This is a genomic window from Massilia cavernae (assembly GCF_003590855.1).
Taxonomy (GTDB): Bacteria; Pseudomonadota; Gammaproteobacteria; order Burkholderiales; family Burkholderiaceae_D; genus Telluria_A; species Telluria_A cavernae.
In genome coordinates, this window is the sequence record NZ_QYUP01000093.1 from 1 (window position 1) to 26,448 (window position 26,448).

The following is a 26,448-nucleotide window of genomic DNA, read 5'->3' on the forward strand; positions in this document are numbered from 1 at the left end:
AGCTGGCGCCGGCGGCGGCGTGCGCGCAGCCAGCCGGCGGTACCGGTCCATGCCAGGAAGGGCACCGAGAGGGCGCCGCCCAGCAGCAGCAACTGTGCGGCAACCCCGCCCACCCATCCATAGTGCACACCGGCCGCCAGCAGGCTCAGCTTGTGTGCCGTTGTGCTTTCCGAATGTGGGATGTGGCGCAAAAGGGCGCCGCTACTTGGGTCAAGCTGGACATAACTGAGCGCGTTGGCATGAGGTGCGTCCCGCGCCACCATCTCAAAGACCATCGGGCTTTGCGGAGTAGCCGGGAAGCGGATCTGCACTTTCTGCGCCTGCGGCACCAGCGCCTGGGCGCGCGCCAGCAGGTCGGCAAGGGGCAGCGGATTTCCCTCCGCAGCCACGGCTGGCACGGGCGCAGCCTGGCCCCAGTGGAAGGCTTGCGCCATGCCGGTGACGGCGCTGATGAGCAGGATAGGCGCAGCATATATGGCCACGCGCTGGTGGGCGCCGCGCCGCACTGTGGCCAGGCGCCACGCTGCGAAGCCGCCCCCCAGCGTGGCAGCCGCGAACAGCAGCGCCAGGCTGCCCGCAATGGGATCGGGCGCCCCCGTATATTCGAAGATATGCAACCGCGCCAGCAGGCCGAACGGCCCGCCATACAAGGCCCGCCGGCCCGTGACGCGGGCGCTGCACGGATCGGCGTAGATCCATTGGCCGTCGCTGAAGCGCACCCGCACGGTAGCTTGCGGGTCCCGGTACAGCCGCACGGCCTTGAGGGCGCCGCCGCCGGGGTTGGCGGCGCGGGCGCTGGCGACGATCGCATCGAGGCTTTGGGGAGAAGTACAGGCGGGCGCGGTCAGAAGCCCGGGTGAAAGGCGGGGTTCAAGCTGTTCGCGGAACGCCAGGCCGGCCCCGGTGCCGGCCACCACGACGAACGCCAGTCCGGCGCCAAGGCCGGTCCAGCGGTGCGCCTGCAGGATGTGGCCACGCAGGCGGCTGCTTCGTTTCACGATGCGCGGTACAGCTTTTCGTGGAAGCCGGACACGCGTACCTTGGCGTCGGCGCCGAAGAATGCAATGCACAGCGCAAACATCAGTTTGATCATCGGGTGCATCGGATTCTCCAGTGAGGTCAAGCTGCGAGCCAGACGTGTTCGGCGAAGGTGTAGCCCATGAAGGAGCCGAGCGGGTGCGACGAAACGCCGCGGATGCGCGCGCTGACGCCCTCCAGGTTGGTGATGAAGACCGGGATGCCGATGCCGCATTTCTCGTGCACCAGCACCTGCATGTCGGCGTACATCCTGCGTCGCTTGTCCTCGTCGGTCTCGGCGCGCGCCAACACCAGCAACTGGTCGAATTGCTCGTTCTTCCAGCCCGACTCGTTCCATGCCGAGTCGGACTTGAAGAACTGGGTGAACAGCACGTCCGCGCTTGGACGCGGGTTGATGTTCCCGAAGCCCATGGGCGATTTCATCCAGTGGTTGGACCAGTAGCCGTCGGCCGATACGCGCTTGACCACGAGGTTCAGGCCAGCCTTCATCCCCGACTGCTGCATCAGCATGGCCATGTCGACCGAACCGGACGCGGCGACCGAGCACACCAGCGGCAGCTTCATGCCCAGCGCGCCCGCGCGCTTCAGGTGGAAGCGGGCGCGGTCGGGGTCGTGCTGGCGCTGCGGCAGGCCGGCGAAGTAGAAGCGGTTGTTGGGGGCGATCGGCTGGTCGTTGCCGATGACCGCGTAACCGCGGAATGCGGCGCGCTTGATCTGCTCGCGGTCGATCAGGTATTTCATGCCGAGCGTGAAATCGGGATTGCGGCCGATGCCCATATCCTGGCGGATGATCAGGTCGGTGTACAGGCCCGATTGCGATTCGAGCAGCGCGTAACCCTGGGTACCCTTGATCCGCTTGGTGGAGCGCGGATTGACTTCATTGATCCAGTCGACGTCGCCCGACAGCAGCGCGTTGACGCGCGCCGATTCGTCGGGAATCCCGAACAGCAGGACTTCGTCGAGGTAGGGCAGGCCGGGCTTCCAGTAGTTGGGGTTGCGCACGGCGACGGTGCGTACGCCGGGCGTGAATTCCTTGCAGCGGAAGGCGCCGGTGCCGTTCGCCTTGGTGAAGGCCCTGGTGCCTTCGGCGATGATGACGAAGGGCGCGGTGGCGAGGAGGACCGGCAGGTCGGCGTTGGCGCCCTTGAGCACGATCTCGACCATTCCGGGACCGGTGGCGCGCACCGAGTCGAACTGCTGCGCCAGCGAGGCAACCTTCGAGCCGACCGCCGGGTCGTTGTGGCGGTTCAGCGAATACACCACGTCGGCCGCGGTGAGCGGCTTCCCGTCGTGGAAGTGGACGCCCTTGCGCAGCCTGACCGTCCAGGTGATGGCGTCGCTGGTGTCGAACGATTCGGCCAGCGCCATCCGCGGCGCCATCTTCACGTCGAGCGAAGTCAGGCCGCTATAGAACAGGTGGGCGCGGATATAGTCGGTCGACAGCGAACCCTTGGCAGGATCGAGCGTGTCCGCGGTGGAGCTTGACTGCGTGGCCACCGTCAGGCGCCCGCCCTTGCGCGGCTGCGCAGCGGCGGCGTGGGCGGCGTAGGGCAGCCCGGCCCCGGCCGCCATGCTTCCGGCCAGCAGCGCCCGCAACAGGGTGCGGCGCGACATCTCGCCGCTATCGCCATCGCCGCAATCAGCGCCGTTCAGGGTAGTCGCTTCGGTCATCGGTATTCCTTGTGGGCAGTAAAACAGTACTACGATTACATCACACATGAGCGGCGCGATTGTCGCGTTTGCAAGCCCGGCCAGCGTATATTCGATTGGTTTTCACGCCTTGTACAGCATAGATTGCTGCCCTTGCCGGCGCCGTACAAAATGCCGCCAGTCGCGTTTCTTCGGTGGCGAAATGTCGTCGCATGCTAGCAACTAAGCAGAAAAATCCGAACTTGCTCCGTACAATGAATCAGGTGGTAATGCAGGCAACATACCTCTACATGGCAGTTCGTTATCAATTAGAAAACGAGGGCGAAACAGATGGACCAGACCTATATTTATACCAGCGGGGCCACGACAGCCGCCGCCGCCCGCGTCGACACCGCAGCTGCGAAGCTGGTGCGCTCGCGGATCGCCGTCATCGACGTGATGCGCGGCCTGATCATGCTGATCATGCTGTTCGACCATGTGCGCGAAACAATCTACCTGCACATGCAGGTCGGCGACCCGATGGACGTGCAGGCGACCGCACCCGAATTGTTCTTCACCCGCATGGCTGCCCATTTCTGCGCGCCGGTGTTCGTGTTCCTGACCGGCCTGTCGGCCTGGCTGTACGCCCACCCGGCCGCCGGCCCGCGCAACGCCACCGGCTTCCTGGTCAAGCGCGGCATGCTGCTGATCTTCCTGGAACTCGTGTTCGTCAACTTCGCCTGGTCCGGCAAGATTCCATCGCCGGTGATCTACCTGCAGGTGATCTGGGTGATCGGGCTGGCGATGATCATCCTTGCGCTGGTCCACCGCCTGCCGCTCAAGGTGCTCGGCGCGGTCGGACTGGCCATCGTGTTCGGCCATAACGCGCTGACCTGGATGAGCTTCGAGCCGGGTACTTTCGCCTACTACGTATGGACCGTCCTGCTGCACCGCGGCTTCCTGATTCCCGAAGGCGTGATGAAGCTGAAGGTCACCTACCCGCTGCTGCCTTGGGTAGGCGTGATCCTGGTCGGCTACGCTGCCGGTCCGCTGTATTCCGCCGTCATGGCGCCGGAACGCCGCCAGCGGCTGCTGCGCATGCTCGGCGTCGGTTGCCTGCTCCTGCTTGCAGTCCTGCGCGGCTTCAATATCTACGGCGAGAACCTGCCATGGGTGCACGGCGATACCGCGATCCAGACCGTGATGTCGTTCTTTAACTTCACCAAATATCCACCGTCACTCGACTTCCTGCTGCTGACGCTCGGCGTGGCCATGCTGGGACTCGCGTACTTCGAAAAGATCGACAACTGGTTCACCCGGGCCTGCGCCACCTTCGGCGGCGCGCCGATGTTCTACTACCTGCTTCACCTGTACCTGCTGCTCGGCCTGCAGCACGTGCTGGTGGCGGTATTCGGCGCCAATCACGGCGAGCGCTTCGGGGTGGATTCCGTCTGGCCGATCTGGGTGCTGTCGGTGGTGCTGATGCCGGTGCTGTACGTCCCGTGCCGCGCCTTCGCACGCTTCAAACGGACCTCCAGCCAGGCGTGGGTGAGGTATTTCTGATGCCGGGGCCACGAGGCAAAGCCGTGGCTGCGCTGATTCTGGCGGCCGCCACTGCAAACGTGGCAGCCGTCGAGGACACCGGCACTCCGGGCAGCGGCAAGTGGGAAATCAAAGCCGGTATCGGCGCCCAGCGCAGTAGCGGCAATTGGGAACTGGGCGCGCCCGAATCCGAGCTGAATTACGGCGCCGGCGCGAACACCCAGCTCGTGCTTGGGGTGCGCCGTGTCCAGCTGCGCGAGCGCGGCCAGGCCTCGGTGAGCGGCTGGGGCAGCGCGACGGCGGGCGTGAAATGGCGCTTCGCCGACCAGGACGAAAGCGGCGTCGACCTTGGCCTGATGCCGGCCTTCAGCTGGAACCTGTCGTCCAGCGCCGAGCGGCGCGGCCTGGTGGAACCGGGACGCAGCATTGCGCTGCCGCTGCTGCTTGGCTACAAGCGCGGTGTGACCGGCATTTATGCCGAGGCGGGCCGCAACCTGATCGAGCATGGCGACGATGAATGGCTGGCCGGCGTCAAGCTCACCAACGACTGCCTGCCTGCGGTGGAATGCCGGGCCGAGGTGCAGCACAGCGTGGCCCGGCGCCAGATCGGACACACGGAGGTCAACCTCGGCTTCAAGTGGCGCCTGGCGGAGGATGTGATCCTTGACGCCAGCGCCGGGCGCGACCTGCACCCGCACGACGCCACACAGAACCAGGCAATTTTCTATTTCGGCATTCAACTGATGCGCTGAACAAAGCCGCCCAAGGCGGACACGGAGAACACAATGACGATGACAAGCACGGCGCCGGACTACCGGACCGAATACGACCTGCTGGGCGAACGCCTTGTACCTGCCACCGCCAGCTACGGTGTGCACACCCTGCGCGCGATCGAGAACTTCCCGGTCAGCGGGGTTGTCCTGGCGCGCTATCCCGACCTGGTGGAAGCGCTGGCCAGCATCAAGCAGGCCGCGGCGCAGGCCAACTGCACGCTCGGCGTGCTGGACCCGGGCAAGGCGGCGGCGATCGTGCGCGCCTGCGAAGAGATCCGCGCCGGCGCCTTGCACGACCAGTTCGCGGTCGACATGATCCAGGGCGGCGCCGGCACTTCAACCAACATGAATGCCAACGAGGTGATCGCCAACCGCGCGCTCGAGCTGATGGGGCATATGCGCGGCGACTATACACGCCTGCACCCGAACGAAGACGTGAACCTGTCGCAGAGCACCAACGACGTCTACCCCAGCGCCCTCAAGCTGGCCATGCACGCCGCCAGCCTGCGTCTGCTCGACGCCATGCACGCGCTGCGGCTGGCGTTCGAGGACAAGGCCGACGCCTTCGCGAGCGTGCTGAAGATGGGCCGCACCCAGCTGCAGGACGCGGTGCCGATGACCCTTGGCCAGGAATTCGCCAGCTATGGCGCGATGCTGGCCGGCGACGAGCGCGCGCTGCGCGCCGCGCTGCTGCCGCTGCGCGAGATCAGCCTGGGCGCCACTGCCATCGGCACCGGCATCAATGCGCCGCCCGGTTATACCGCCGTGGTGCGCGCCGAGCTGGCTCATATCACCGGCCTTGACCTGCACACGGCGCCAGACCTGGTGGCCGCCACCCAGGACACCGACGCTTTCGTCGCGCTGTCGGCGGTCCTCAAGCGCACCGCGATCAAGCTATCCAAGGTGTGCAATGACCTGCGCCTGCTCGCCTCCGGCCCGCGCGCCGGCTTTGCCGACATCGGCCTGCCGCCGATGCAGGCGGGGTCGAGCATCATGCCGGGCAAGGTCAACCCGGTGATTCCGGAAGTGGTGAACCAGATCGCTTTCGAAGTGATCGGCAACGACCTGACCGTCAGCCTTGCGGCCGAAGCGGGCCAGCTGCAGTTGAACGCCTTCGAACCGGTGATCGCCTTCAGCCTGTTCAAGAGCCTGGAACACCTGCGTGCCGGCTGCACGCTGCTGGAAACGCGCTGCATCCGCGGCATCACGGCCAACCCGGAGCAGCTGCGCGCCACGGTGATGACCTCGGCGGGACTTGCCACCGCGCTCAACCCGAGCCTGGGCTATATCCGCACCAGCGCGATCGCAAGCGAGGCCATCGCCACGGGACGCGGCATTGCGGAACTGGTGGTGGAGAAGGGATGGATGAGCGGGGCGCAGATCGACGAACTGCTGCGCCCTGAACTGCTGACCAGGCCGCGCGCGGCCTGATCTACGACCGGACGCTTAGCTGCGTTCGGTCACCACCCAGAACTTGCTGGCTGGTACAACGATCTCAAAGATGCCCTTGAAGCCCGGCGGAATGATGCCGGTGTCGCCGGCCGCGTATTCCTTGACGCCCGAGCCGTCCGGCAGCGCGATCTGCACCTTGCCGGTCAGGATGTGGAAGAACTCGTGCTTGGTGTCGGCCAGTTCGATGCGGTAGGATCCCGCTTCGGCCTTCCAGGTGCCGGCGCGCACGCCGTGCACGGCGTTGGCGAAATACTCCTGGCTGGTGCGCAGCGGCTTGCCCTTGATGCGCTTGTCTTCATCCGGGAACTGCTCGGTGATTTTCGGTTCGATATCGTTAAAACGGATCATTTGGGTCATCATGTTTCCTTGGTTGGGTGGACAAATCAATCGAGCAGCCGGCCGAAGCGGACGACCGTGACGCCGGCACGCACCTGGCGCAGCGACGGCATTACCAGCACGCAGCCGGGGTAGGGCGTCTGTACGGGCACGCCTTCGTTCCAGCCGATCACGCTGCCGGCGGCTGGGAAGGTTTCAAGGCCCTTGTACGGGCCGGCAAAGCGGAAATCGATACTCTTCGCGACGATAGGCTCGGTCACGCGCACCACGCGCGGTTCGCCCGCATCCGGCACCAGCCAGCCGGCCGGCAGGTCGGCCGCGTCAAGGTTGCCGGCGGCGAGCAGGAAGCGCGCGCAGCTGTCTTTCGCCACAGTGACGGCGGCCGCTTCCCAGTGCTGGCCGCACTCGATCAGCAGGGCGTTCTTGTCGCTTGCAGGATTGCCGAAATCGCCGTAGTCGCGCATGCGCCGGCCTTCGGGATGGCCTTCGTCGCTGATGATCCAGCTTGGCGAGCCCAGTTTGCGGGCGAGGGCGATGCCCTTGTCCAGCGGGCCGCACACATTCAGGGGCGCGCAGCGCTCGTGCATCGAATGCAGGTCGAGCAGCAGGTCGACGCTGTCGAGCATCGGCCGCAGCGCGCGGGCGCGCCGCAGTTCGCTCGAATCGCGGCTTTCGTCATCCAGCGCCGCCCCGGTCCACACCCGGTTGAAATCCTGGTCGACGAAGCGCGAAGCGTCGGGTTTCTCGGGATCGAAGCGCTGGTAAGCTTCGACGTTGGCGAACGACAGCGTGATCCGGCCGCGGCGCGGCCGCACGCCGGCGTCGAGCAGGCCCTTCACCGCGATCGCGCCGCACACCTCGTTGCCATGGGTGAGGGCATTGATCATGGTGTGCTTGCCCGGCACGCCGCTGTCGTAGCTGTACACGTAGGGGATTCCGGCATTTCCTTCAGCGTAGGCGCGCAGGTCGGGGAACTCCACTTCGATCGGGTACTTTTCCTGTTCGCTCACTTGATACCGCCCATGCAGAGGTATTTGGTGTGCATGTAGTGCTCCAGTCCATAGCGCGAGCCTTCGCGGCCGTAGCCGGATTCCTTGATGCCGCCGAAAGGCGCGGATTCCGCCGCCAGCGCACCCTCGTTGATGCCGACGATGCCGCTCTCCAGCCGGTCCGCCACGCGCCACACGCGGGCGATGTCGCGCGAATAGAAGTAGGAGGCCAGGCCGAACGGGGTGTCGTTGGCCAGGCGGACCACTTCGTCCTCGTCGTCGAAGGGGAACAGCGCCACCACCGGGCCGAAGGTCTCTTCGCTCGCCAGCAGCATGTCGCGGGTCGCATTACCCAGCACGGTAGGCGCGTAGAAAGTGGTGCCGGCGGAGCCCTCGGGCTGCAGGCGCTTGCCGCCGGTGAGCAGCGAGGCGCCGCGTTCGATCGCATCGCCGACGTGCTGCACGATTTTGTCCAGCGCGCGTTCGTTGATCATCGGGCCGATTTGCGCGGCCGGATCGGTGGCCGGTCCGACCACCAGCGACGACACCCGCGCCACCAGCCTGTCGGCGAAGGCATCGTACACCTTGCGCTGCACGTACACGCGGTTCGGGCTGACGCAGGTCTGGCCGCCATTGCGGAACTTGGCCGCCATCAGGCCGTCAACCGCGGCGCCCAGGTCGGCGTCGTCGAACACGACGAAGGGCGCATTGCCGCCCAGTTCGAGCGACAGTGTCTTGAGCGTGGCGGCGGAATCGCGCGCCAGGCTCTTGCCGACCGCGGTCGAACCGGTGAAGGTGATCTTGCGCACGCGCGAATCGGCCAGCCAGGCGCCGACCACCACCGGGGTCTGGGCGCGCGAGGCGGTGACGATGTTGACCACGCCGGCCGGAATGCCTGCCTCGTGGGCCAGCTGCACCAGCGCGAGCGCGGTCAGCGGCGTGTCTTCGGCCGGCTTGGCGACCACCGTGCAGCCGGCGGCGAGCGCCGGGGCGATCTTGCGGGCGATCATCGCCAGCGGGAAGTTCCACGGGGTGATGGCCGCGACGACGCCGACCGGCTCCTTCACCACCAGCATTTTCTTGCCGCGCGCAGGCTCGGGGATCATGTCGCCATAGGCGCGCACCGCTTCCTCGGCAAACCATTCGACGTAGGAGGCGCCGTAGCCGACTTCGCCGCGCGCTTCGGCCAGCGGCTTGCCCTGCTCGCGCGAGATCAGGCGCGCCAGGTCTTCGGCGTTGGCGAGGATCAGCGCATGCCAGCGCTTGACCAGCTGGGCGCGCTCGCGCGCGGTGCGGCCGCGCCAGGCCTCGAATGCGGCGGCGGCGCTGTCGACCGCGGCTGCGGCGTCTTGCGCATCGCTGTCGGCGATGCTGGCGAACACCGTGCCGCTGGCCGGGTCGGCCACGCCGTACTGGTTGCCGGCATTGGCAGGACGCCATTCGCCGTTGATGAAGTTACCGGAACACTGCAGTTCCGAACGTGTCAGTTGCAAGGGCATGTGGCCTCCGTCAGGTTAGTTTTGCTTGGTATCGGATGCGACCAGGGCGGCGATGGCTTTGCCCAGGTCGGTGGTGCTGGCGGCGCCGCCCAGGTCGGGCGTGCGCGGTCCCTGCGCCAGCACGGTCTCGATGGCTTTCACGATGGCGTCGTGGGCGGCGCGGCCGGCGCCTTCGCTGTTGCCCAGGAAGTCGAGCATCAGTGCGGCGGACCAGATCATGGCGATCGGGTTGGCGATGTTCTTGCCGTAGATGTCAGGCGCGGACCCATGCACCGGTTCGAATAGCGAAGGGAACTTGCGTTCCGGGTTCATGCTGGCCGACGGCGCCAGGCCGATGGTGCCGGTGCATGCCGGACCGAGGTCGGACAGGATGTCGCCGAACAGGTTGGAGCCGACCACCACGTCGAAGCGCTGCGGCTGCAGCACGAAGCGCGCGCACAGGATATCGATGTGCTGCTTGTCCCACGCTACGTCGGGATACTGTTTCGCCATTTCGGCGGCGCGTCCGTCCCACCATGGCATGCTGATCGAGATGCCGTTGCTCTTGGTGGCCACCGTGACTTCCTTGCGCTCGCGCTGGCGCGCCAGCTCGAAGGCGAACTTCATCACGCGGTCGGTGCCGATGCGCGAGTGCACCGACTGCTGCACTACCACTTCGCGCTCGGTGCCTTCGTACGAGATACCGCCGACGGACGAATATTCGCCTTCGGTGTTTTCGCGCACCACGATGAAATCGATCTCGCCCGGCTTGCGCCCGGCCAGCGGGCAGGGCACGCCTTCGAACAGGCGCACCGGGCGCAGGTTGATGTACTGGTCGAACTCGCGGCGGAACTTGATCAGCGATCCCCACAGCGAAATGTGGTCGGGCACCGTGTCGGGCCAGCCGACGGCGCCGAAGAAGATCGCGTCCATGCCAGAGAGCTGGTCTTTCCAGTCGTCCGGCATCATTTTGCCGGTTTGCGCATAGTAGTCGCAGCTGGCCCATTCGATGTGCCGGTACTCGAGTTGGATACCGAAGCGCTGGGCGGCCGCGTCGAGCACGCGCAGGCCTTCCGGGATCACTTCCTTGCCGATGCCGTCGCCGGGGATCACGGCGATCTTGAATGCTGGGGTCATGGTGTGGCCTTGGGTGAGGTTGGACTGACCTCTATGGTAGCCACGCGCGGACAGTGCGAGCGCGCATATTGGCCCCGATGAAACGGCGGAAATTGTGTATTTGGCGCGGCGGCGGCATTTTGTGCCGCGCCGTGGAAGGCGGGAAGCCGGCTCTTGGCGGAGGCGGCGGAGGCAGTGGTCAGCCGGGCTGGTTGAACAGCTTTTCGACCGGGTAGTAGTTCTTGGTGAAAGGCGACTTGATGACGATGTAGCTGAAGTATTTCTCGATCCCGATGTGCGAGTCGAGCAGCCCTTCGATGATGGTCTGGTAATGCACCACGCCAGTGGTGACGAACTTGAGCAGGTAGTCGAAGCCGCCGCTGACCAGGTGGCATTCGATGATCTCGTCGACCTTGCGGATCGCCGCCTCGAACTTGGCGAAGTCCTCGCGCCGGTGGTCCGACAGCGTCACCTGGGTGAACACCAGCTGGACCGTGCCGATCTTTTCCATTTCGACGTGGGCGCCGTAGCCGGTGACGTAGCCGCCTTTTTCCAGCCGCTTCACGCGGATCAGGCACGGGCTGGGGGAGAGGCCGACTGCGTCGGCCAGGTCGACGTTGGCGATCCGCCCGCTCTGTTGGAGATGCGACAGGATACGGATATCGATCCTGTCGAGCTTAAAGGCACTACCCAGCATACCACTCCTTGAACGTTGATTTCTTACAACTGTTGCGGACCATTGTAGCAGGAGCGCAAGCGGCTCGGCAACACGCTTCAGCTAAGGGATTTTCGCACTTCCGGCTGTTCAAGAACCTGGTCCAGCGTGGCTTTCAGGCGCTCGAACAGCAGCCCGAATTCGTCGGCGGTGTAGCACAGCGCCGGCGCGAAGCCGAGGATGCTGTCGCCGAAGGCGCGGAACACCAGCCCGTTGCGGTAGGCCGCTTCGGAGATGCGGTCCGGCAGGCGCAGCGCGGGATCGAAGCGGCGCTTGCTGTCCTTGTCGGCGACCAGTTCCAGTGCGCCGACCAGGCCGCGGCTGCGGGCGTCGCCCACCAGCGGGTGCGACAACAGTTCCTGCAGGCCGCGCGTGAAATGCGGGGTCTGCGCCACGCCGTTGGCCAGCAGGCCGCCTTCCGTGTACAGGCGCAGCACTTCGAGGCCGACGGCCGCGCTGACCGGGTGGGCCGAATAGGTCTGTCCGTGGCCGACCGCGAGGTCGGGGCCGGCCGCATCGGCGATGGCCTGGTAGATCGCCTCGGACATCAGCAGCGCGCCCATCGGCGAGTAGCCGGCGGTCAGGCCTTTCGCCACCGTCATCAGGTCCGGATCGACCTGCTCGGCCTCGCACGCGAACATCGGGCCGGTGCGGCCGAAGCCGGTGATGACTTCGTCGACGGCGAACAGGATGTCCAGGCTGCGGCAGGCCTCGCGCATCGCCTTCAGCCAGCCAACCGGTGGCACGATCACGCCGCCGGAACCCTGGATCGGCTCGCAGAAGAATGCGGCCACGTTGTCGGCGCCCAGTTCGGCCACCTTGTCGCGCAGCGCCTGCACCGATGCCGCGATGATCGCCGTGTCGTCCTGGCCGGCCGGGTTGCGGTAAGGGTAGGGCGAAGCGATGTGGTGCTGGTTTTCCTTCGGCAGGTCGAAATTGCGGTGGAACACAGGCAGGCCAGTCAGGCCGGCGCCGGTCGAGGACGAGCCGTGGTAGCCGCGCTCGAGCGCGATGAAGTGCTTCTTGGACGGCTTGCCGAGCGCGTTGTAGTAATAGGCGATGTAGCGGATCGCGGCGTCGACCGCGTCCGAACCGCCCTGGGTGAAGTAGACGCGCTCCAGCGACGCCGGCGCCAGTTCGACCAGCCTTGCCGCCAGCCGGATCGCCGGCTCGGATCCAAAGCTGAAGTAGCCGGTCGCGTAGGGCAGGCGCTGCATCTGCTCGGTGGCGGCGCGCACGATGCTCTCGACGCCGTAGCCGGTGTTCACGCACCACAGGCCCGAGAAGGCGTCGAGCAGTTCGTTGCCGTCGTTATCGCGCAGCCACGAGCCCTTGCCGGAGGCGAGGATGGTGGCGCCGCGCTTTTCGTGGCCGTGGAAATTGGTGACTGGATGGATCAGGTGCTGGCGGTCGAGTGCCTGGAGATAGTGGCTTGACATGGTAAAGGGTCCGTGTGAGTGCGATGGAACCATCATAGGACCGGTAGTCAAGCGGGAGCTTGCATTGTGGCGGGCCTGAATCGTGCGGTTATTGTTTTTTACCGACGGGTTCGGCATATTCTGCTGCGCCGTCTGCGGCGCGCGTTCAGTAGCCGCGATCGCGCTCCACCAGGCCTGTCAGCGGCGCGCCGCTGCGGTGGCGGCGGATGTTGTCCAGCACGACGTCGACCGCGGTTTCGGGCTGGGTCATGCTGGCGATGTGGGGCGTCAGCATGACGCGCGGGTGGCTCCACAGCCAGTGCTTTGGTGCCAGCGGTTCCGGCTCGCAGACGTCGAGCACCGCCTGCGCCAGCTGGCCGCTGTCGAGCGCCTGGCGCAGGTCTTCCTGCACCAGGTGGCCGCCGCGCCCGCAGTTGACCAGCATGGCGCCATGCGGCAGCTGGCGGAACAAGTCCTGGCACAGGATGCCGCGGGTGGATGCAGTCAGCGGCAACAGGCAGACCAGGATGTCGGTGCGCGCCAGGAAGGCGGGCAGGCCGGCGGCGCCGGAGTAGCATTCGACGCCGTCGATCGCGTGCTGGGAGCTGCTCCAGCCGGCGCAGGGAAAACCGAGGGCCTTCATCTGCGCCAGCACGGCCTGCGCCAGCACGCCCAGGCCCATGATGCCGACCCGGCGCGCGCCGGCTGGCAGCACGCGCAAAGGCTGCCACTGCGCGGCCTGCTGCTGCGCGCGGTAGGTCAGCCACTCGCGGTGCAGCGACAGTACCGCGAGGGTCGCGTATTCCACCATGCCGCCGACGATGCCCGGTTCGACCATGCGCACTACGGGCAGCGTGTCGGGGATCAGGGAAAAGTCGAATTGGTCGATGCCGGCGCCGACGGAGAACAGCAGTTCGAGCTTGGGGAAGGCGGCCAGGCTGGCGGGCGGCTCCCACGCGGCCAGGTAGCGCACGCGGGCCGGATCGCCCTCATACGGCCACTGGCAAAATTCGAGTTCCGGCGCTTTTTGGGCGAACCAGGCGGCCCACTCGGCGCCGCGCACCGGATCGGCCTTGTACAGGAAGACGCCGCGCGGCGTCATCAGCCCAGCGCCTGGTTGATGATCGCGTACACGTGCATGGCCGGATCCTGCGGCGGCGGTTCGCCGCGCACCATCGTGTGGACGGTGTCTACCTGCACCAGCCCGAGCTCGTCCAGCCATGGGCTCAGGCCGCTGTTGGCCGGCACGTCGATGCGCACGAACGAGCCGGCGTAGGTGCCGGTCCAGTGGCTGATCAGGGTCTTGGCGCGGTCGATGTCAGGTGCGATGACCGGGCCGATCGCATAGCCGTGGCCGAAACGGCGCAACATGGCGCAGCCGATCAGTTCGTCGTAGCGGTCGAGCACCACGCATTCGGCGGTCTCCAGCAGCGCCGCCAGCACGGTCCCGCGCGGCATGCCGGATGCGCGCGCGGCCAGCGCCGCCAGCTTGGGCTGGTCGCGCGAGCCCATCGGCCGCACCCGTTCGCCGGACTGCAGCGGCACCAGCTTGGCTTCGAACACGGTGCCCTGGTGCTGGTGGACGGCGCCGACCGGTGTAAAGCCCATGCGCTGGTACAGTTCCCTGGCGGCGTCGGTGGAGTGGAGCAGCACGTTGCGCTTGCCCAGTTCACCCATGACCATGCCCATCATGCGCTTGCCGATGCCTTTGCGCTGCCAGTCGGTGCCGACGATCACCATGCCGACCGAGGCGTACTCGGTGCCGTGGCTCCAGCACATGGCTGTGCCGACCACGCCATTGTCGTCTTCGGCCACATAGCCGGCGCCCAGGCGCTGGATGAACTTCCAGTCCTGCACGCGATGCGGCCAGCGCACCGCGAGCGACAGCTTGTGGGCCGCTTCCACATCCGATTCGTTCATGCGCCGGAAATTTATGCCGGCCCGGGCATCCTGGTTGTTCACGTTTTCCTCCTGTTTGTAGCATTGCCGCCCGCCGCATTTCTGGTGCGGATCGACGTGATACTACCTGCCGCGAAGGCCGCGCACCAGCGCCGCAAACGCCCTTGCGGAAGAACGCAACGATGTCGCGCGCGGCATCGGCGTTTCAGCACAAACTGCGGAATAGCCATCCGATTTTTGCGGCTTATCTTGTTGTGCCAAAAACGCTTGACTCTCCCCTGGTGTCAAGGCTTACAGTTGGTGCCGTTGACACTGTTTAACCTGACAAGGAACCCACATGAACATGCTTTCCCGCCTGGCAGCCATGGGCTGCATCCTTGCCGCGACCGCCCTGGCCAGTCCGCTGGCCGCCGCGCACGCCGCACTGAAGGCGTCGGTGCCCGCCGCCGACGCCGTGCTCGACGCGGCGCCGAAGGAAATCGCGCTGACCTTCAACGAAAAGATCGAAACCGCATTCAGCTCCGCGGCGGTCAAGGATGCCGCCGGCAATGCGGTCGCCACCGGCAAGCCGCGCGTCGACGCGGCCAATCCCGCCGTCATGCACATCGAGGTTCCGGCGTTGGCGGCCGGCGCCTACAAGGTCGAATGGGTTGCCGTCGGCCGCGACGGCCACCGCCGCACAGGCGCGTTCAAGTTTTCGGTCAAGTAAGCGATGGACGCCGTCTCGCTGCCGCAAGTGGTGTTCACCTTCCTGCTCAATGCCAGCTTCGCTTGCATGGTGGGCACGGCAAGTGCGCGCTACTGGCTGCGCACGGCGGCAGCCCCGTGGCAGCGGCCGGTGAACGGCCTGCTCGATCGCGGCGAGGGCGCGGCGGCGCTACTGTGCATGCTGGCCACCTGCGGCGCCGTGTGGGCCGCGGCGGCCGTCATGGCCGGCGTGCCGCTGGCAGAAGCGGTGCCCGCCATACCGCTGATGGTGAGCGGCACCAGCGTGGGACAGGCCGCCTGCATGGGCGCGATGGCGCTGGCGCTGGTGATCGCATTCAGGCTGGCGTCGCGCGGCACCGCGCGCTTCGGCGCGGCCATCGCGATCTTGCTGCTGGTGTTCGCGGCCAGCCGCGCCTCGGTCAGCCATGCGGGCGAACACGGCCTCTTGAGCATCGACATGGCGATCGAACTGGCGCACCTGGTGTTGATCGCCTTGTGGACGGGCGGGGTGGCGGTCGCCGCCTGGGTGGTCCTGCCGCGCGCCGGGCGCCGGGACGCGGCCTTGCATGCCTACCTCGACTCGCTGTCGACGTGGGCCGGCGTAGCGCTGGCGGGCATTGTCGCAAGCGGCATCTACAATTCCTGGCAGCGGCTCAATGCCGTGGCCGAGTTGGCGGACCCGGGCTACGGCATGACCCTCACCGTCAAGGTGGCGCTGGTTGCGGGTGCGGTGCTGATCGGCGCCTACAACAAGTTCGCCGGATTCCCCGGGGCGCGATCATCCTCGCCGATGATGGACCGCGTGATCCTGCTGCTGAGGATCGAATCGGTATTGCTGTTCGGTGCGCTGCTGGCGGCCGCCATGCTGACCTCTCAGCAGCCGCCTGCCGCGCAGTAACACCTTGCCGCTGCCCGTTGTATTTATGCAAATGTGACAATTCGCGGAAAATGGCGGCGATCGGCAGGGCACAATCACGCTTCGCCCGTGACATGCCCAGCCCGCACCGATGGAAACCCAACCGCTCAACTACCCTCAAGCACCCCAAAACGCGCATGGCAGGCTTGCCGGCGTTGCCCGCCTGCCTGTCCGACTCGGCCGGACACTGGGGAAACTGCTGGCCGACTTCCTGTTTGTGCTGCTGGGCGTGATGCTGCTCGCCATCCTTGGCTGCGCGCTGCTTCGCGTGCTGTTGCACCCATGGCTGGGGTGACGTTGTATGGATGCGAATTTTTCTTGCGGATCTGGAATTTTGATTTTGGTTATGTTGAAAAAAGATTAATATATCCAGTTCCCGTCGCCGGATGAATATCGTGAACTTCACTGCCAGTCCTTCAAACTGCTTGTCGATCAGTTCCCAGGTCATTTCACTTGACCTGCTGCTGGAAAACCTGCCGGGCGCCGTCTATAAATGCGAGCCTCGCCATCCCTGGCGGATGGAATTCATCAGCGCCGGCATTGAAAAGCTGAGCGGCTATCCCGCTTCCGCGTTCACCACCCGGTCCTCCCTCACCTTCGGTTCCCTGATCCACCCGGGCGACCGCGACGCCGTGTCCAACGCCGTCTACGATTGCCTGTCGAAGGGGAAGTCGCTCGAGCTTACCTACCGGATCGTCGACGCGGACGGCGCCGTCAAGTGGGTGTGGGAGCAGGGCGCTGCGGTGCTGGACGATGCCGGCCAGGTGGCCGCCATCCAGGGCTTCATGGTCGACTTCACGCGGGTCAAGGAGGCCGACCTGAAGCTGATGGAGCAGGGGGCGCTGCTCGACAAGGCACGCGACGCCATCGTGGTGACCGACGCCGCCCACCGCATCACTTACTGGAACAAGGGCGCGGAACGCCTGTACGGATGGGATGACAGCGAGGTGAGCGGCCAGCGCGTGTGCGACCTGCTGCGCGGCGACCTGGAAGCATTCGACACGGCCCTCGAGGCGACGCTGGCCGAGGGGCAGTGGAGCGGCGAACTGTCGTACCACCGGCGCGACGGCGCCACGGTGTACGTCGACAGCCGCTGGACGCTGCTGAGGGCAGACGAGCGCGCCGGCACCGTCGACAAGATCATGTGCATCAGTACCGACATCACCGAACGCAAACGCCGCGACGACCAGATCTTCCACATGGCGTTCTACGATTCGCTCACTGGACTGGCCAACCGCACCAACCTGCTCGACCATCTGCGCCGCGCGCTGCTGGGCAGCGCACGTTCGCGCAAGTTCGGCGCGCTGATGTTCTGCGACTTCGATCACTTCAAGACGCTCAACGACACCCACGGCCATGCGGTGGGCGACATGCTGCTGCAGGCTGCGGCGCGGCGCCTCGAACACAGCATCCGCGAAGCCGACCTGGTGGCGCGCCTTGGCGGCGACGAGTTCGTGATCCTGATTCCGCCGGGTGACGAATCGCTGGAGCTGGCCGCGTCGCAGGCCGAAGCCGTGGCCGCCAAGGTGGTGGCGGCGATGGAGACGCCATTCCAGCTGGCCGGTTTCAGCTGCACCGTATCGATCAGCATCGGCATCGCCCTGATCTGCGGCGCCTTCCACACGGTCGAATCCGCGCTGTCGGAAGCTGACAGCGCGATGTACCAGGCCAAGGCCTCGGGCCGCAATACCTACCGTTTCTTCGACCCCGACAGGCAGGCGGCATGGACCGCCAAGACCGAGCTCGAAGCGAGCTTGCGCTGCGCCCTTGTCAACAACGAGTTCGTCCTTTACTACCAGCCCCAGCTCGATGGCGCAAACCAGCTGATCGGCGCCGAAGCGCTGCTGCGCTGGCGCCGCCCGGACGGCAAGCTGCTGCTGCCAAGCGAATTTATCCGCGCCGCCGAGGAGACCAGCCTGATCGTCGACATCGGCGCGTGGGTATTGCATACCGCATGTGCCCAGCTGGCGATCTGGCAGAAGAGCCCTGAGACGGCGCACCTGACCCTGTCGATCAACCTCGGCCTGCGCCAGCTGGCCGAGGCGAGCCTGGCGGAGCTGGTCGGGGCGGCCATCCGCGAGACCGGCGCCGATCCGTCGAAGCTGCGCTTCGAGGTGGCGGAAGGCCTGGTGATGAGCGATTTCCCGCGCGTGTCCGAGCAGATGGTGGCGCTGTCGCGGCTGGGTGTGCGCTTCTCGCTCGACCATGTCGGCGCCGGCTATTCGTCGCTCAGCTATCTGCGCCAGTTGCCGATTTTTCAGCTGAAGATCGGCCATACCTTCGTGCGCGACGTGCTGGCGGACCCGGACAACGCCGCCATCGTGCGCTCCATCATCGCGCTGGGCAGCACGCTGGGCCTGCAGGTGATCGCGGAGGGTGTGGAAACCCAGGGACAGCGCGAGTTCCTGTCGGAGGCAGGCTGCTTCGGCTATCAGGGCTTCCTGTACGAGCCGGCCATCAGCGAAGAGCATTTCGGTAATTTTGCCCGCCATATCCACTAGGCCGCACTGCGTTCAGGCGGCCGGCAGCGAGCGGTCATCCTCTTTTTTATCCGAGCGCACCGCCGCCAGCTGGTCGACGTGGATCAGGCCTTCGGCCGCCGCGTGCGCCGCGGCGAACACGCTGTCCGGCGCCAGGATCAGCTGGGTGCCGGTGGCGCTGACCTCCTCGATCAGCCGGTCCAGCGCCTCGATGCGCGACGGGTCGGGATTCACGTTGCGGATGTAGATGACCCGCACCGACTGCGGATGGCGCCGCACGACTTCGGCGTAAATCTCCGGATCCCGCTCGCCGCTGTCGCCGATCAGCACGAACTGCAGCTTGGGGTAATAGCTCATGATCAGTTCAATCTTGTCGAGCTTGTGGCTGGTGTGCCTGGCCGGCCTGAACACATCGCGCACGCCAAGTTCGCGTAGCAGCAGCGGGCCGAGGGGAAGCCCCTGCAGGCGCATGAACTCGACCAGCGGCCCGAACAGGTGCCACGGGCTGCTGGAGACATAGAACACCGGATTGCCTTCATCGCCTCCGGCGCCGCGGTTCAGCGCGCGGTAGAAGGCGGCGACGCCCTTGAACGGCTTGCGCGTGTGCGCATTGGAGCGCGCCAGCATCAGGGCCATATTCAGCTTGTTGGTGACGTTGGTCCACAACACCGTGTCGTCGATATCGCTGATGATGCCGAAGCGCGCCGTGGGCGGCGGCACCAGCACCTCGGCGCTGGTCCGCATCGGCTGGCCGTCCGCGCCGCGGGTGCCGGGCAGCTCCAGCTCCACCGCCTGCCATCCGGGGCCGGCCGATGCCGCCGGCGTGAGCTCGAATGAAAAATAGCCGCCGCTGTCCGTCACGGTGTCGACGCTTTGTCCCTGGAAGGTCGCGCGCACGCGGGCGCCTTCCACTTCGTCGGAATCGAGCCGCTGGTACAGCGCCAGCATGTTGCGCCACCGGCTGTCCTCGCTGGTCTGCTCGCGGAAACCGGGTTCGTCCAGCACGCGGCCCTTGATCCAAAGCTTGCCGGCGTTGCCGAAACCGAGGTAGGGCAGGGCCATGAGGCTGCGTCCCGTTCCGGGAGCGCGAAGGCGGCGCAGTGCGGCGCTGGCGAACATGCCGGCGGTCCTGGCCAGCTTGCGGTGAAATCGGGGCTCGCGGACCACGGTGCTGTCGCGCGCCGGCTGTTCCGGGCGCTCGCCGGCCGCGTGTTCGACCCATACAGGTCCGCTCGCCGAAAGCAGGGCCGGCTCCAGTTCATCGCGTGGTGGCGGATCGACCGCGTGCTCCAGGACGCCGACCGTCGCCCCGGCGTCGCGCAGGCGGGCGATTTCGGATTCGGAGGCCAGGCCGGGATTCAGGGGAGCACAGCGCCCGCCGACGCGACGCGGGCCACGATATCGTCGAATCCCGCGCGGGTGGTGATCAAGAAGGGCATGGCGCTTCCTGCGTTATTCGAATTGAACATTATCCTTTACCTCGGCGATAGGCCGACGCCCGGTATGGGAGCCGGGATTTTCTTGGTGCATCCATCCATGTATTAATGTAAATTCGTCCGAAGAACACACTCTTGCGGGGCGGGGAAGCTGTATGGCGCGATGAAGGTACTGGCTGCAATCGACGGGCACCTGCTGGACACGCGGGCGCGCGAACTGGACGGCTGGCGCCGCGGCCTGGCCGAATTCCTTTACTTTGGCATCAAGGAGGCGCGCGCCTGCCTGTTCGTCGGGCTGTTCCTGGCGGCCGTCATGCTGATCCCGCGCTCCGGCCTTGGCGGGATGCCGCGCTACGACGTGCTGCTGGTCTGGGCGCTGTTGATCCAGGCCTGGATGGTCCTGTCCGGCCTCGAGACGAAGGACGAGCTGAAGGCTATTTGCCTGTTCCACGTGGTGGGCTTCGCGCTCGAGGCGTTCAAGGTCTCGGGCGGTATCAAGTCATGGAGCTACCCGGACTTTGCCTACACCAAGGTGCTCGGCGTGCCGCTGTTCGCCGGTTTCATGTACGCGGCGGTGGGCAGCTACGTGGTGCAGGCCTGGCGCCTGTTCGACTTGCGGGTGCACCGCCATCCGCCGTACTGGATGGCGGCGGCGATCGCCATCCTTATCTACGCTAACTTCTTTACCCACCATTACATCGGCGACTACCGCTGGTACCTGGCCGCCGTGGCGGTGGGCCTGTATTTGCGCACCTCGGTGGTGTTCCGTCCGCTCGACCGCGAGCGCCGGATGCCGCTGATGCTGAGCTTCCTGCTGATCGGCTTCTTCATCTGGCTGGCCGAGAACATCGGCACTTTCTGGGGTGTATGGCGCTACCCCAACCAGCTGGGGGCGTGGTCGGTGGTCCACGTCAGCAAATGGAGTTCGTGGTCGCTGCTGGTGATCATGACCTTCACGATCGTGGCCAACCTCAAGCATATCAAAGCCAAAATCCATTTCCACCGCAAATAATCCCGGCAGCTTCACCGGTTGCCTGAGGATTTATTTGTTTTAAGACAGGTTGCGCATTCCAGCCGAATTGATATACTTGAACTTAGTCATACGACGACTGATGACTGGCTGAGCAAAATAAGGACTTTCGGGGCGCCCGCCACCGATCACGACAACTCCAGGAGACACCTTGAAAACCAAACGCGTGCTTTCCAGCTTCATCCTCGGCCTCACCGCGCTGGCCGCTTCCGCCTCGATCGCGGCGGCCGGCTACCCGGAAAAGGCGATCACCGTGATCGTACCGTTCCCGCCGGGCGGTTCGTCCGATGCGATCGCGCGCGCGATCGGCCCGAGAATCACCCAGACCCTGGGCCAGCCATGGGTAGTCGACAACCGCCCAGGCGCCACCGGCGCCATCGGTGCCGGCCTGGTCAAGCGCGCAGCGCCTGATGGTCACACACTCATGGTTGCCTCGATCGGCGTCTATTCGGTCAACCCGGTTCTGCAGAAGAAAATGCAGTACGACCCATCCAGGGACTTCGACCTGCTGACCGTCGCGGTGCGGGCGCCGAACGTGCTGGTGGCGAGCCCGAACGTCCCGGCGAAGAACATGGCCGAACTGGTGGCCTGGCTGAAGAATAATCCGGAAAAGGTGAGCTTCGCCTCGTCCGGCAACGGTTCGTCGGACCACCTGACCGCGGCGCTGTTCTGGCAGAAGACCGGCACTTCCGGCCTGCATGTGCCGTACAAGGGCGGCGCCCCGGCTATGACCGACCTGCTGGGCGGCCAGGTCGATGTCTCCTTCGTCAACGTCAACACCGCGCTCACCTACATCAAGGCCGGCAAGCTGAAAGCGCTGGCGGTTACCGGCGACAAGCGCTCGGCGGTCCTGCCGCAAGTGCCGACCCTGGCCGAAGCCGGCATCAAGGGCGTCGACATCTACTCGTGGCAGGGCATCGCGGCGCCTAAAGGATTGTCGAAGGAGGTCAAGGCCAAGCTGCATCACTCCATCCTGGCCGCGCTGAACGAGCCTGTGCTCAAGGCGAAACTCACCGAGCAGGGCTTCGAAGTGGTGGGCAACACGCCTGAGCAGTTCGCCAGGTTCCAGGCCGAGGAACTGGCCCGCTGGCGCAACGTCATCGAAGTCGGCAAGATCACCCTCGAATAATCGTGCGCCGCAGCAGCAGCCTCCCCGGTTTGCATCGTCGCCCTGCCTTCGATCAGGTCGAAGCGGGAAGAGGCCTTCCAGGAAGCGTGACCTAGCCATGCCGTCCCCTGGACCGGACGCTTCGCTGGCTGCGCTGGCGCCGCTGCGCAATCCGGACTACCGCATCCTGTGGGCCATCTGGCTGGCGGCGAACGTCTGCATGTGGATGAACGACGTGGCGGCGGCATGGATGATGACCTCCATGTCCGCCTCGCCGCTGTGGGTGGCGCTGGTGCAGACCGCGTCGACCCTGCCCATGTTCCTGCTTGGACTTCCCAGCGGTGCGCTGGCAGATATCCTGGACCGGCGCCGCTACTTCATCGCCACCCAGTTCTGGGTCGCGGGCGTGGCCCTGCTGCTGTGCGCGGCGGTGCTGGCCGGCGCAATGACCCCCGGCGTGCTGCTGGCGCTGACCGCAGCCAACGGCATCGGCCTGGCCATGCGCTTTCCCGTATTTGCGGCCATCGTTCCCGAACTTGTTCCCCGGCCCCAGCTGCCCGCGGCGCTGGCGCTGAACGGCGTGGCGATGAACGCCTCGCGCATCGCCGGGCCGCTGATCGCCGGTGCCCTGATCGCGGGCGCAGGCAGTGTTTATGTATTCGTCCTGAACGCGGTGCTGTCGGTGCTGTCCGGCTTCGTGCTGATACGCTGGCGGCGCGACCATGTGCCCAATCCGCTGGGACGCGAACGGCTGGTGAGCGCGATGCGGGTAGGGCTGCAATACGTCGGCCAGTCTTCGCATGTGCGCTCGACGCTGGTGCGCACAGCGGTGTTCTACTTCCATTCGATCGCCTTGCTGGCGCTGCTGCCGCTGGTCGCGCAGTCGCTGGGTGGCGCTGGCGCCGCCGGCATCTTCACGCTGCTACTGGCTTGCATGGGCGGGGGTGCGGTCGCCGGCGCCATGCTGCTACCGAAATTCAGGTTGATCCTGCCCCGCGATGAGCTGGTAGTCGCGGGCGCCTTGCTGCAGGCGGCAGCCGCTGCTGCGGTCGCGCTCAGCGGCACGGCATGGCCCAGCGCTGTTGCCATGTTCCTGGGGGGCGTGGCATGGATCACGGCAGCCAATTCGCTGGCCGTATCGGTCCAGCTGGCGCTGCCCGACTGGGTACGCGCACGCGGGATGTCGATTTTCCAGATGTCGATGATGGGCGCCAGCGCCCTGGGCGCGGCCGTATGGGGGCAGGTAGCGGCGATGGCGGGTGTACCCACCAGCATGCTGGCCGCCAGCATGTGCGCCACCGTGGCGATGCTCGCCGCACGCCAGCTGCTGCCCGAACCGGGCACGGATGACGACCTTACGCCGTCGACGGCATTCAAGGCGCCGGTCGCTTCAAGGGAACCTGCGCCCGGGCGCGTGCAGGTCATGATCGAATACCGCATCGATCCAGCGCGCGCGGAAGAGTTTAAAGTGGTGATGCGCGAGAGCCGGCGCAGCCGACTGCGGCAGGGGGCCCTTGGCTGGGAGCTGCTGCGCGACGCGACCGACCCTGCGCGCTACATCGAACGCATCGTCGACGAGTCGTGGACCGGCCACTTGCGCCGGTTCGACCGTGTGACGGCCGCCGACGTGGCGCTGCGCGACCGCAGGCAGTCGTTCCATCTGGGCGACGGTGCGCCCGAGGTGACGCGCTGCTTTATCGAGGACGTCTAGGCGCCGCGCGGTAGGGAAGCGAGATTAATCCGCGATGCGCGCGGCCAGGGCCGCTGCGACGGCCGGGCGGACCGAATCCGACCCGCGCGACATGCGAAACAGTTCCCATACGCCGTCGCCACGGCCATCGGCCACGGCGGCCTCGGCAACTTCAGCGCGTTGCGTTGGCGCGGCCAGCTTGCGCAGGCTTGCTACGATGGCAGCAACGAAAGGCAGTTCGACGGCGGGGCGGGCGGTAATCGTGTCCATGATGGTTTCCTCAAATTTGTTTCCGTGATTCAGTATGGACGGCGAACCGTTATAAATCCAATTCGAAGTTTCGATAACCTCCATTCGCAAACCGCATAATGCTGGCGTCGTTGTCTGATAACGCTCGTCCAAGTGGACGCGTATTTTTTCCCGCAATGTCGCAATCGGCGCTTTATCCGGTTGCAAACGGAGCCTCTCCTGCTTATACTGAACTTATGTTGTACGACGACTGATAACACTAAATTGAGGAAATCATGTTCCAGACCAGCCCAGCTAACGTCCACGGTTCGACGCCTGTAATAACCGCCATGCGCGTGGTCCCGGTCGCCGGCCGCGACAGCATGCTGCTCAATCTCAGCGGCGCCCACGGTCCTTACTTCACCCGCAATATCGTGATCCTCACCGACAGCGCAGGCAATGTCGGATTGGGGGAGGTGCCAGGCGGCGAGCCAATTCGCCAGACGCTGGAAGACGCGCGCGCGCTGGTGGTCGGGCAATCGATTGGCAACTACCAGCGCATCCTGAACCGCGTGCGCAATGAATTCGGCGACCGCGACGCCGGCGGCCGGGGCCTGCAGACCTTCGACCTGCGCATCACCATTCATGCCGTGACCGCGCTGGAAGCGGCGCTGCTCGACCTGCTGGGCAAATTCCTCGACGTGCCGGTCTGCGCCTTGCTGGGCGACGGGCAGCAGCGCGACAGCGTCGAGATGCTGGGCTACCTGTTCTACATTGGCGACCGCAGCGCTACCGATCTCGAATACAACAGCGAACCGGATGCCGGCGACGACTGGCTGCGCCTGCGCCACGAAAAGGCGATGACGCCCGAAGCGGTGGTGCGCCTGGCCGAAGCGGCATACGCGCGCTACGGCTTCAACGACTTCAAGCTGAAGGGCGGCGTGCTGCGCGGCGACGCGGAAATCGAAGCGGCGACCGCGCTGGCCGAGCGCTTCCCGGACGCGCGCATCACGCTCGACCCGAATGGCGCCTGGTCGCTCAAGGAAGCGGTGCGCCTGTGCCGCGGCCAGGGACATGTGCTGGCCTATGCCGAAGACCCTTGCGGCGCCGAGAACGGCTACTCCGGCCGCGAAGTCATGGCCGAATTCCGCCGTGCCACCGGCCTGCCGACCGCCACCAACATGATCGCCACCGACTGGCGCGAGATGGGCCATGCGATCCAGCTGCAGTCGGTCGACATCCCGCTGGCCGACCCGCACTTCTGGACCATGCAGGGATCGGTGCGTGTGGCCCAGATGTGCAACGACTGGGGCCTGACCTGGGGTTCGCATTCGAACAACCACTTCGACATTTCGCTGGCGATGTTCACCCAGGTCGGCGCCGCGGCGCCCGGCAAGATCACCGCGCTGGACACACACTGGATCTGGCAGGATGGCCAGCGCCTGACCAAGGAACCGTTGAAGATCGAAGGCGGCATGATCAAGGTGCCGGCCAAGCCTGGCCTCGGCATCGACGTTGACATGGAAGCCATCGAGGCAGCCCACCAGCTGTACCTCGCCAAGGGCCTCGGCGTACGCAACGACTCGATCGCCATGCAGTACTTCTTCCCGGGCTGGAAGTTCGAAAACAAGCGTCCTAGCTTCGACCGCTGACACCTGGCCTGAAAACCTGGGATCATGCGGCTAGCGGTGTGCGCGCCAGGACGCGCACCGTCTCGACAAGGGAAGCCCGCATGCCGCCTCAAGCCTTATTGCGCCAGATGTTCGACGCCGCCGTCGCCGCGGCACAGCCATTGCACTGCCTTCCTCCCCACTTGCCTGCGCCGCCGCGCGGACGCACCCTCGCATGCGACACTGACGGCGTCGACGGGCAGGAGGAAATCGCGGAGGCCTTGCTTGCGCCGGACACGCTGGCGCGCCTGGGAGCTGGGCATCAAGGCAAAGGACTGCCTGGCCAATAACGACGGCCATGGTTTCTTCCAGGCCCTTGGCGATTCGATGGTGTGCGGCCCGAGGCTCACGAACGTGAACGACTTCCGGGCGGTTCTGCTCGCCGCTGAGTAGCGCGGTGAGAGTGTTCACGGCAGGGTTCAAACGCGTGCTACTTTCCGCCAATTCGAAATGGCTTCGCGCAGCGATAGCGCCAGCGTAGCCAACCCGCCAACCACCAACGCCCCCTTGTCATCCGCCAGGGCGCCAAGTTTGGCGACGGGAAGCGACATCGTGAGATACACAATCTTTGCGCCTGACGCAGCTCCAATTGAACTGAGCAACATCAGCACGAGGTGTCCGGTGTCTGGCCAGGTTTTCTTATAGATACAGAACGGGCATGCACTTAAAAAAAACCGCCAGATAAGCGGTCAGGGTTGCATATCCATCCGGCACCACATGTACCAGGAATTCAGGCATGGCCTTTCCTCTCGACATAGAGGGCAATGCCACCCCCTAGTGCAGCCCCCCACGAGAAT

Annotated in this window: 24 protein-coding genes and 1 pseudogene; 13 read left to right on the plus strand and 12 right to left on the minus strand. The window is 65.7% G+C overall.

Annotated features, from left to right (window positions below; genetic code table 11):
- Both D3872_RS09755 and D3872_RS09760 read right to left on the minus strand, forming a co-directional pair.
- Positions 1-998, minus strand: a 998-nt coding sequence (locus D3872_RS09755; RefSeq protein ID WP_182915753.1) for a PepSY-associated TM helix domain-containing protein, incomplete at its 3' end; no start/stop codon positions are given.
- A 121-nt stretch (positions 999-1,119) separates the two neighbouring features.
- Positions 1,120-2,709, minus strand: a complete 1,590-nt coding sequence (locus D3872_RS09760) for an ABC transporter substrate-binding protein (protein WP_119810593.1) — start codon at positions 2,707-2,709, stop codon at positions 1,120-1,122.
- Positions 2,710-3,018: 309 nt separating this feature from the next.
- Here D3872_RS09760 and D3872_RS09765 point away from each other — a divergent pair, with 309 nt between their 5' ends.
- From D3872_RS09765 to D3872_RS09775, 3 genes are read left to right on the plus strand one after another with little or no spacing between them, the layout of a single operon-like run.
- Positions 3,019-4,230, plus strand: a complete 1,212-nt coding sequence (locus tag D3872_RS09765) for an acetyltransferase domain-containing protein (RefSeq protein ID WP_119810594.1) — start codon at positions 3,019-3,021, stop codon at positions 4,228-4,230.
- A gap of 23 nt (positions 4,231-4,253) precedes the next feature.
- On the plus strand, positions 4,254-4,961 hold the full coding sequence (locus tag D3872_RS09770) for a hypothetical protein (protein WP_119810595.1): 708 nt from the start codon (positions 4,254-4,256) through the stop codon (positions 4,959-4,961).
- A 33-nt stretch (positions 4,962-4,994) separates the two neighbouring features.
- Positions 4,995-6,413, plus strand: coding sequence for an aspartate ammonia-lyase (locus D3872_RS09775; RefSeq protein WP_119810596.1), 1,419 nt, complete (start codon positions 4,995-4,997; stop codon positions 6,411-6,413).
- 15 nt (positions 6,414-6,428) lie between these two features.
- Here the strand turns inward: D3872_RS09775 and D3872_RS09780 are convergent, their stop codons facing one another.
- From D3872_RS09780 to D3872_RS09815, 8 genes are all read right to left on the minus strand, one after another.
- Positions 6,429-6,791, minus strand: coding sequence for a cupin domain-containing protein (locus D3872_RS09780; protein ID WP_220476917.1), 363 nt, complete (start codon positions 6,789-6,791; stop codon positions 6,429-6,431).
- A 26-nt stretch (positions 6,792-6,817) separates the two neighbouring features.
- Positions 6,818-7,780 carry a M14 family metallopeptidase gene (locus D3872_RS09785; RefSeq protein WP_119810598.1) on the minus strand — a complete coding sequence of 321 codons (963 nt, stop codon included), beginning with the start codon at positions 7,778-7,780 and terminating at the stop codon, positions 6,818-6,820.
- The gene (locus tag D3872_RS09790; protein WP_119810599.1) at positions 7,777-9,258 is read right to left on the minus strand and encodes an NAD-dependent succinate-semialdehyde dehydrogenase; all 1,482 of its coding nucleotides are present in this window, start codon (positions 9,256-9,258) and stop codon (positions 7,777-7,779) included. Before D3872_RS09790 ends, D3872_RS09785 begins: the two co-directional genes overlap by 4 nt.
- 15 nt (positions 9,259-9,273) lie before the next feature.
- Entirely contained in the window at positions 9,274-10,374 is a 1,101-nt protein-coding gene (locus tag D3872_RS09795; protein ID WP_119810600.1) for a tartrate dehydrogenase, read from the minus strand.
- A 178-nt stretch (positions 10,375-10,552) separates the two neighbouring features.
- Positions 10,553-11,050: an Lrp/AsnC family transcriptional regulator gene (locus D3872_RS09800; RefSeq protein ID WP_119810601.1), complete on the minus strand. Its 498-nt coding sequence runs from the start codon at positions 11,048-11,050 to the stop codon at positions 10,553-10,555.
- 77 nt (positions 11,051-11,127) lie between these two features.
- Positions 11,128-12,507, minus strand: a complete 1,380-nt coding sequence (locus D3872_RS09805; protein ID WP_119810602.1) for an aspartate aminotransferase family protein — start codon at positions 12,505-12,507, stop codon at positions 11,128-11,130.
- A 145-nt stretch (positions 12,508-12,652) separates the two neighbouring features.
- On the minus strand, positions 12,653-13,588 hold the full coding sequence (locus tag D3872_RS09810; protein WP_119810603.1) for a 2-hydroxyacid dehydrogenase: 936 nt from the start codon (positions 13,586-13,588) through the stop codon (positions 12,653-12,655).
- Entirely contained in the window at positions 13,588-14,406 is an 819-nt protein-coding gene (locus tag D3872_RS09815; protein ID WP_119810620.1) for a GNAT family N-acetyltransferase, read from the minus strand. Before D3872_RS09815 ends, D3872_RS09810 begins: the two co-directional genes overlap by 1 nt.
- Before the next feature lie 316 nt (positions 14,407-14,722).
- On the opposite strand from D3872_RS09815, the gene copC reads away from it, so the two are divergent.
- The 4 genes from copC to D3872_RS09835 all read left to right on the plus strand — a co-directional run bounded on the left by copC (position 14,723) and on the right by D3872_RS09835 (position 18,510).
- On the plus strand, positions 14,723-15,094 hold the full coding sequence (gene copC, locus D3872_RS09820) for a copper homeostasis periplasmic binding protein CopC (protein ID WP_229459247.1): 372 nt from the start codon (positions 14,723-14,725) through the stop codon (positions 15,092-15,094).
- A gap of 3 nt (positions 15,095-15,097) precedes the next feature.
- Positions 15,098-15,991, plus strand: a complete 894-nt coding sequence (locus D3872_RS09825; RefSeq protein WP_119810604.1) for a CopD family protein — start codon at positions 15,098-15,100, stop codon at positions 15,989-15,991.
- Between the two features lie 109 nt (positions 15,992-16,100).
- Entirely contained in the window at positions 16,101-16,304 is a 204-nt protein-coding gene (locus D3872_RS09830) for a hypothetical protein (protein WP_119810605.1), read from the plus strand.
- 130 nt (positions 16,305-16,434) lie between these two features.
- The gene (locus tag D3872_RS09835) at positions 16,435-18,510 is read left to right on the plus strand and encodes a bifunctional diguanylate cyclase/phosphodiesterase (protein ID WP_229459248.1); all 2,076 of its coding nucleotides are present in this window, start codon (positions 16,435-16,437) and stop codon (positions 18,508-18,510) included.
- A 12-nt stretch (positions 18,511-18,522) separates the two neighbouring features.
- On the opposite strand, the gene D3872_RS09840 is transcribed toward D3872_RS09835, so the two are convergent.
- Entirely contained in the window at positions 18,523-19,608 is a 1,086-nt protein-coding gene (locus D3872_RS09840; protein WP_147373848.1) for an App1 family protein phosphatidate phosphatase, read from the minus strand.
- A gap of 24 nt (positions 19,609-19,632) precedes the next feature.
- Here D3872_RS09840 and D3872_RS09845 point away from each other — a divergent pair, with 24 nt between their 5' ends.
- The 4 genes from D3872_RS09845 to D3872_RS09860 all read left to right on the plus strand — a co-directional run bounded on the left by D3872_RS09845 (position 19,633) and on the right by D3872_RS09860 (position 23,774).
- Positions 19,633-20,034, plus strand: a complete 402-nt coding sequence (locus tag D3872_RS09845) for a hypothetical protein (RefSeq protein ID WP_119810607.1) — start codon at positions 19,633-19,635, stop codon at positions 20,032-20,034.
- 54 nt (positions 20,035-20,088) lie between these two features.
- Positions 20,089-20,937: a DUF817 domain-containing protein gene (locus tag D3872_RS09850; protein WP_119810608.1), complete on the plus strand. Its 849-nt coding sequence runs from the start codon at positions 20,089-20,091 to the stop codon at positions 20,935-20,937.
- A 169-nt stretch (positions 20,938-21,106) separates the two neighbouring features.
- Positions 21,107-22,084 carry a Bug family tripartite tricarboxylate transporter substrate binding protein gene (locus D3872_RS09855; RefSeq protein WP_119810609.1) on the plus strand — a complete coding sequence of 326 codons (978 nt, stop codon included), beginning with the start codon at positions 21,107-21,109 and terminating at the stop codon, positions 22,082-22,084.
- A gap of 97 nt (positions 22,085-22,181) precedes the next feature.
- Positions 22,182-23,774: an MFS transporter gene (locus D3872_RS09860; RefSeq protein ID WP_119810610.1), complete on the plus strand. Its 1,593-nt coding sequence runs from the start codon at positions 22,182-22,184 to the stop codon at positions 23,772-23,774.
- 24 nt (positions 23,775-23,798) lie between these two features.
- Here the strand turns inward: D3872_RS09860 and D3872_RS09865 are convergent, their stop codons facing one another.
- Positions 23,799-24,209 carry a hypothetical protein gene (locus D3872_RS09865; protein WP_147373849.1) on the minus strand — a complete coding sequence of 137 codons (411 nt, stop codon included), beginning with the start codon at positions 24,207-24,209 and terminating at the stop codon, positions 23,799-23,801.
- Between the two features lie 68 nt (positions 24,210-24,277).
- Between D3872_RS09865 and gudD the strand changes: the two genes are divergently transcribed.
- Together gudD and D3872_RS09875 are read left to right on the plus strand one after the other, a co-directional pair.
- Entirely contained in the window at positions 24,278-25,633 is a 1,356-nt protein-coding gene (gene gudD / locus D3872_RS09870; RefSeq protein ID WP_119810612.1) for a glucarate dehydratase, read from the plus strand.
- A 188-nt stretch (positions 25,634-25,821) separates the two neighbouring features.
- Positions 25,822-26,044, plus strand: a pseudogene (locus D3872_RS09875) (MOFRL family protein); the annotation flags it as partial.
- Between the last annotated feature and the right edge of the window lie 404 nt (positions 26,045-26,448).

Coding starts and splice junctions, on each gene's coding strand:
- D3872_RS09760 (WP_119810593.1), bottom strand. CDS start 2,709: ATGACCGAAGCGACTACCCTGAACGGCGCTGATTGCGGCGATGGCGAT.
- D3872_RS09765 (WP_119810594.1), top strand. CDS start 3,019: ATGGACCAGACCTATATTTATACCAGCGGGGCCACGACAGCCGCCGCC.
- D3872_RS09775 (WP_119810596.1), top strand. CDS start 4,995: ATGACGATGACAAGCACGGCGCCGGACTACCGGACCGAATACGACCTG.
- D3872_RS09780 (WP_220476917.1), bottom strand. CDS start 6,791: ATGACCCAAATGATCCGTTTTAACGATATCGAACCGAAAATCACCGAG.
- D3872_RS09790 (WP_119810599.1), bottom strand. CDS start 9,258: ATGCCCTTGCAACTGACACGTTCGGAACTGCAGTGTTCCGGTAACTTC.
- D3872_RS09795 (WP_119810600.1), bottom strand. CDS start 10,374: ATGACCCCAGCATTCAAGATCGCCGTGATCCCCGGCGACGGCATCGGC.
- D3872_RS09800 (WP_119810601.1), bottom strand. CDS start 11,050: ATGCTGGGTAGTGCCTTTAAGCTCGACAGGATCGATATCCGTATCCTG.
- D3872_RS09805 (WP_119810602.1), bottom strand. CDS start 12,507: ATGTCAAGCCACTATCTCCAGGCACTCGACCGCCAGCACCTGATCCAT.
- D3872_RS09810 (WP_119810603.1), bottom strand. CDS start 13,588: ATGACGCCGCGCGGCGTCTTCCTGTACAAGGCCGATCCGGTGCGCGGC.
- D3872_RS09815 (WP_119810620.1), bottom strand. CDS start 14,406: ATGAACGAATCGGATGTGGAAGCGGCCCACAAGCTGTCGCTCGCGGTG.
- copC (WP_229459247.1), top strand. CDS start 14,723: ATGAACATGCTTTCCCGCCTGGCAGCCATGGGCTGCATCCTTGCCGCG.
- D3872_RS09825 (WP_119810604.1), top strand. CDS start 15,098: ATGGACGCCGTCTCGCTGCCGCAAGTGGTGTTCACCTTCCTGCTCAAT.
- D3872_RS09830 (WP_119810605.1), top strand. CDS start 16,101: ATGGAAACCCAACCGCTCAACTACCCTCAAGCACCCCAAAACGCGCAT.
- D3872_RS09840 (WP_147373848.1), bottom strand. CDS start 19,608: ATGTTCGCCAGCGCCGCACTGCGCCGCCTTCGCGCTCCCGGAACGGGA.
- D3872_RS09850 (WP_119810608.1), top strand. CDS start 20,089: ATGAAGGTACTGGCTGCAATCGACGGGCACCTGCTGGACACGCGGGCG.
- D3872_RS09860 (WP_119810610.1), top strand. CDS start 22,182: ATGCCGTCCCCTGGACCGGACGCTTCGCTGGCTGCGCTGGCGCCGCTG.
- gudD (WP_119810612.1), top strand. CDS start 24,278: ATGTTCCAGACCAGCCCAGCTAACGTCCACGGTTCGACGCCTGTAATA.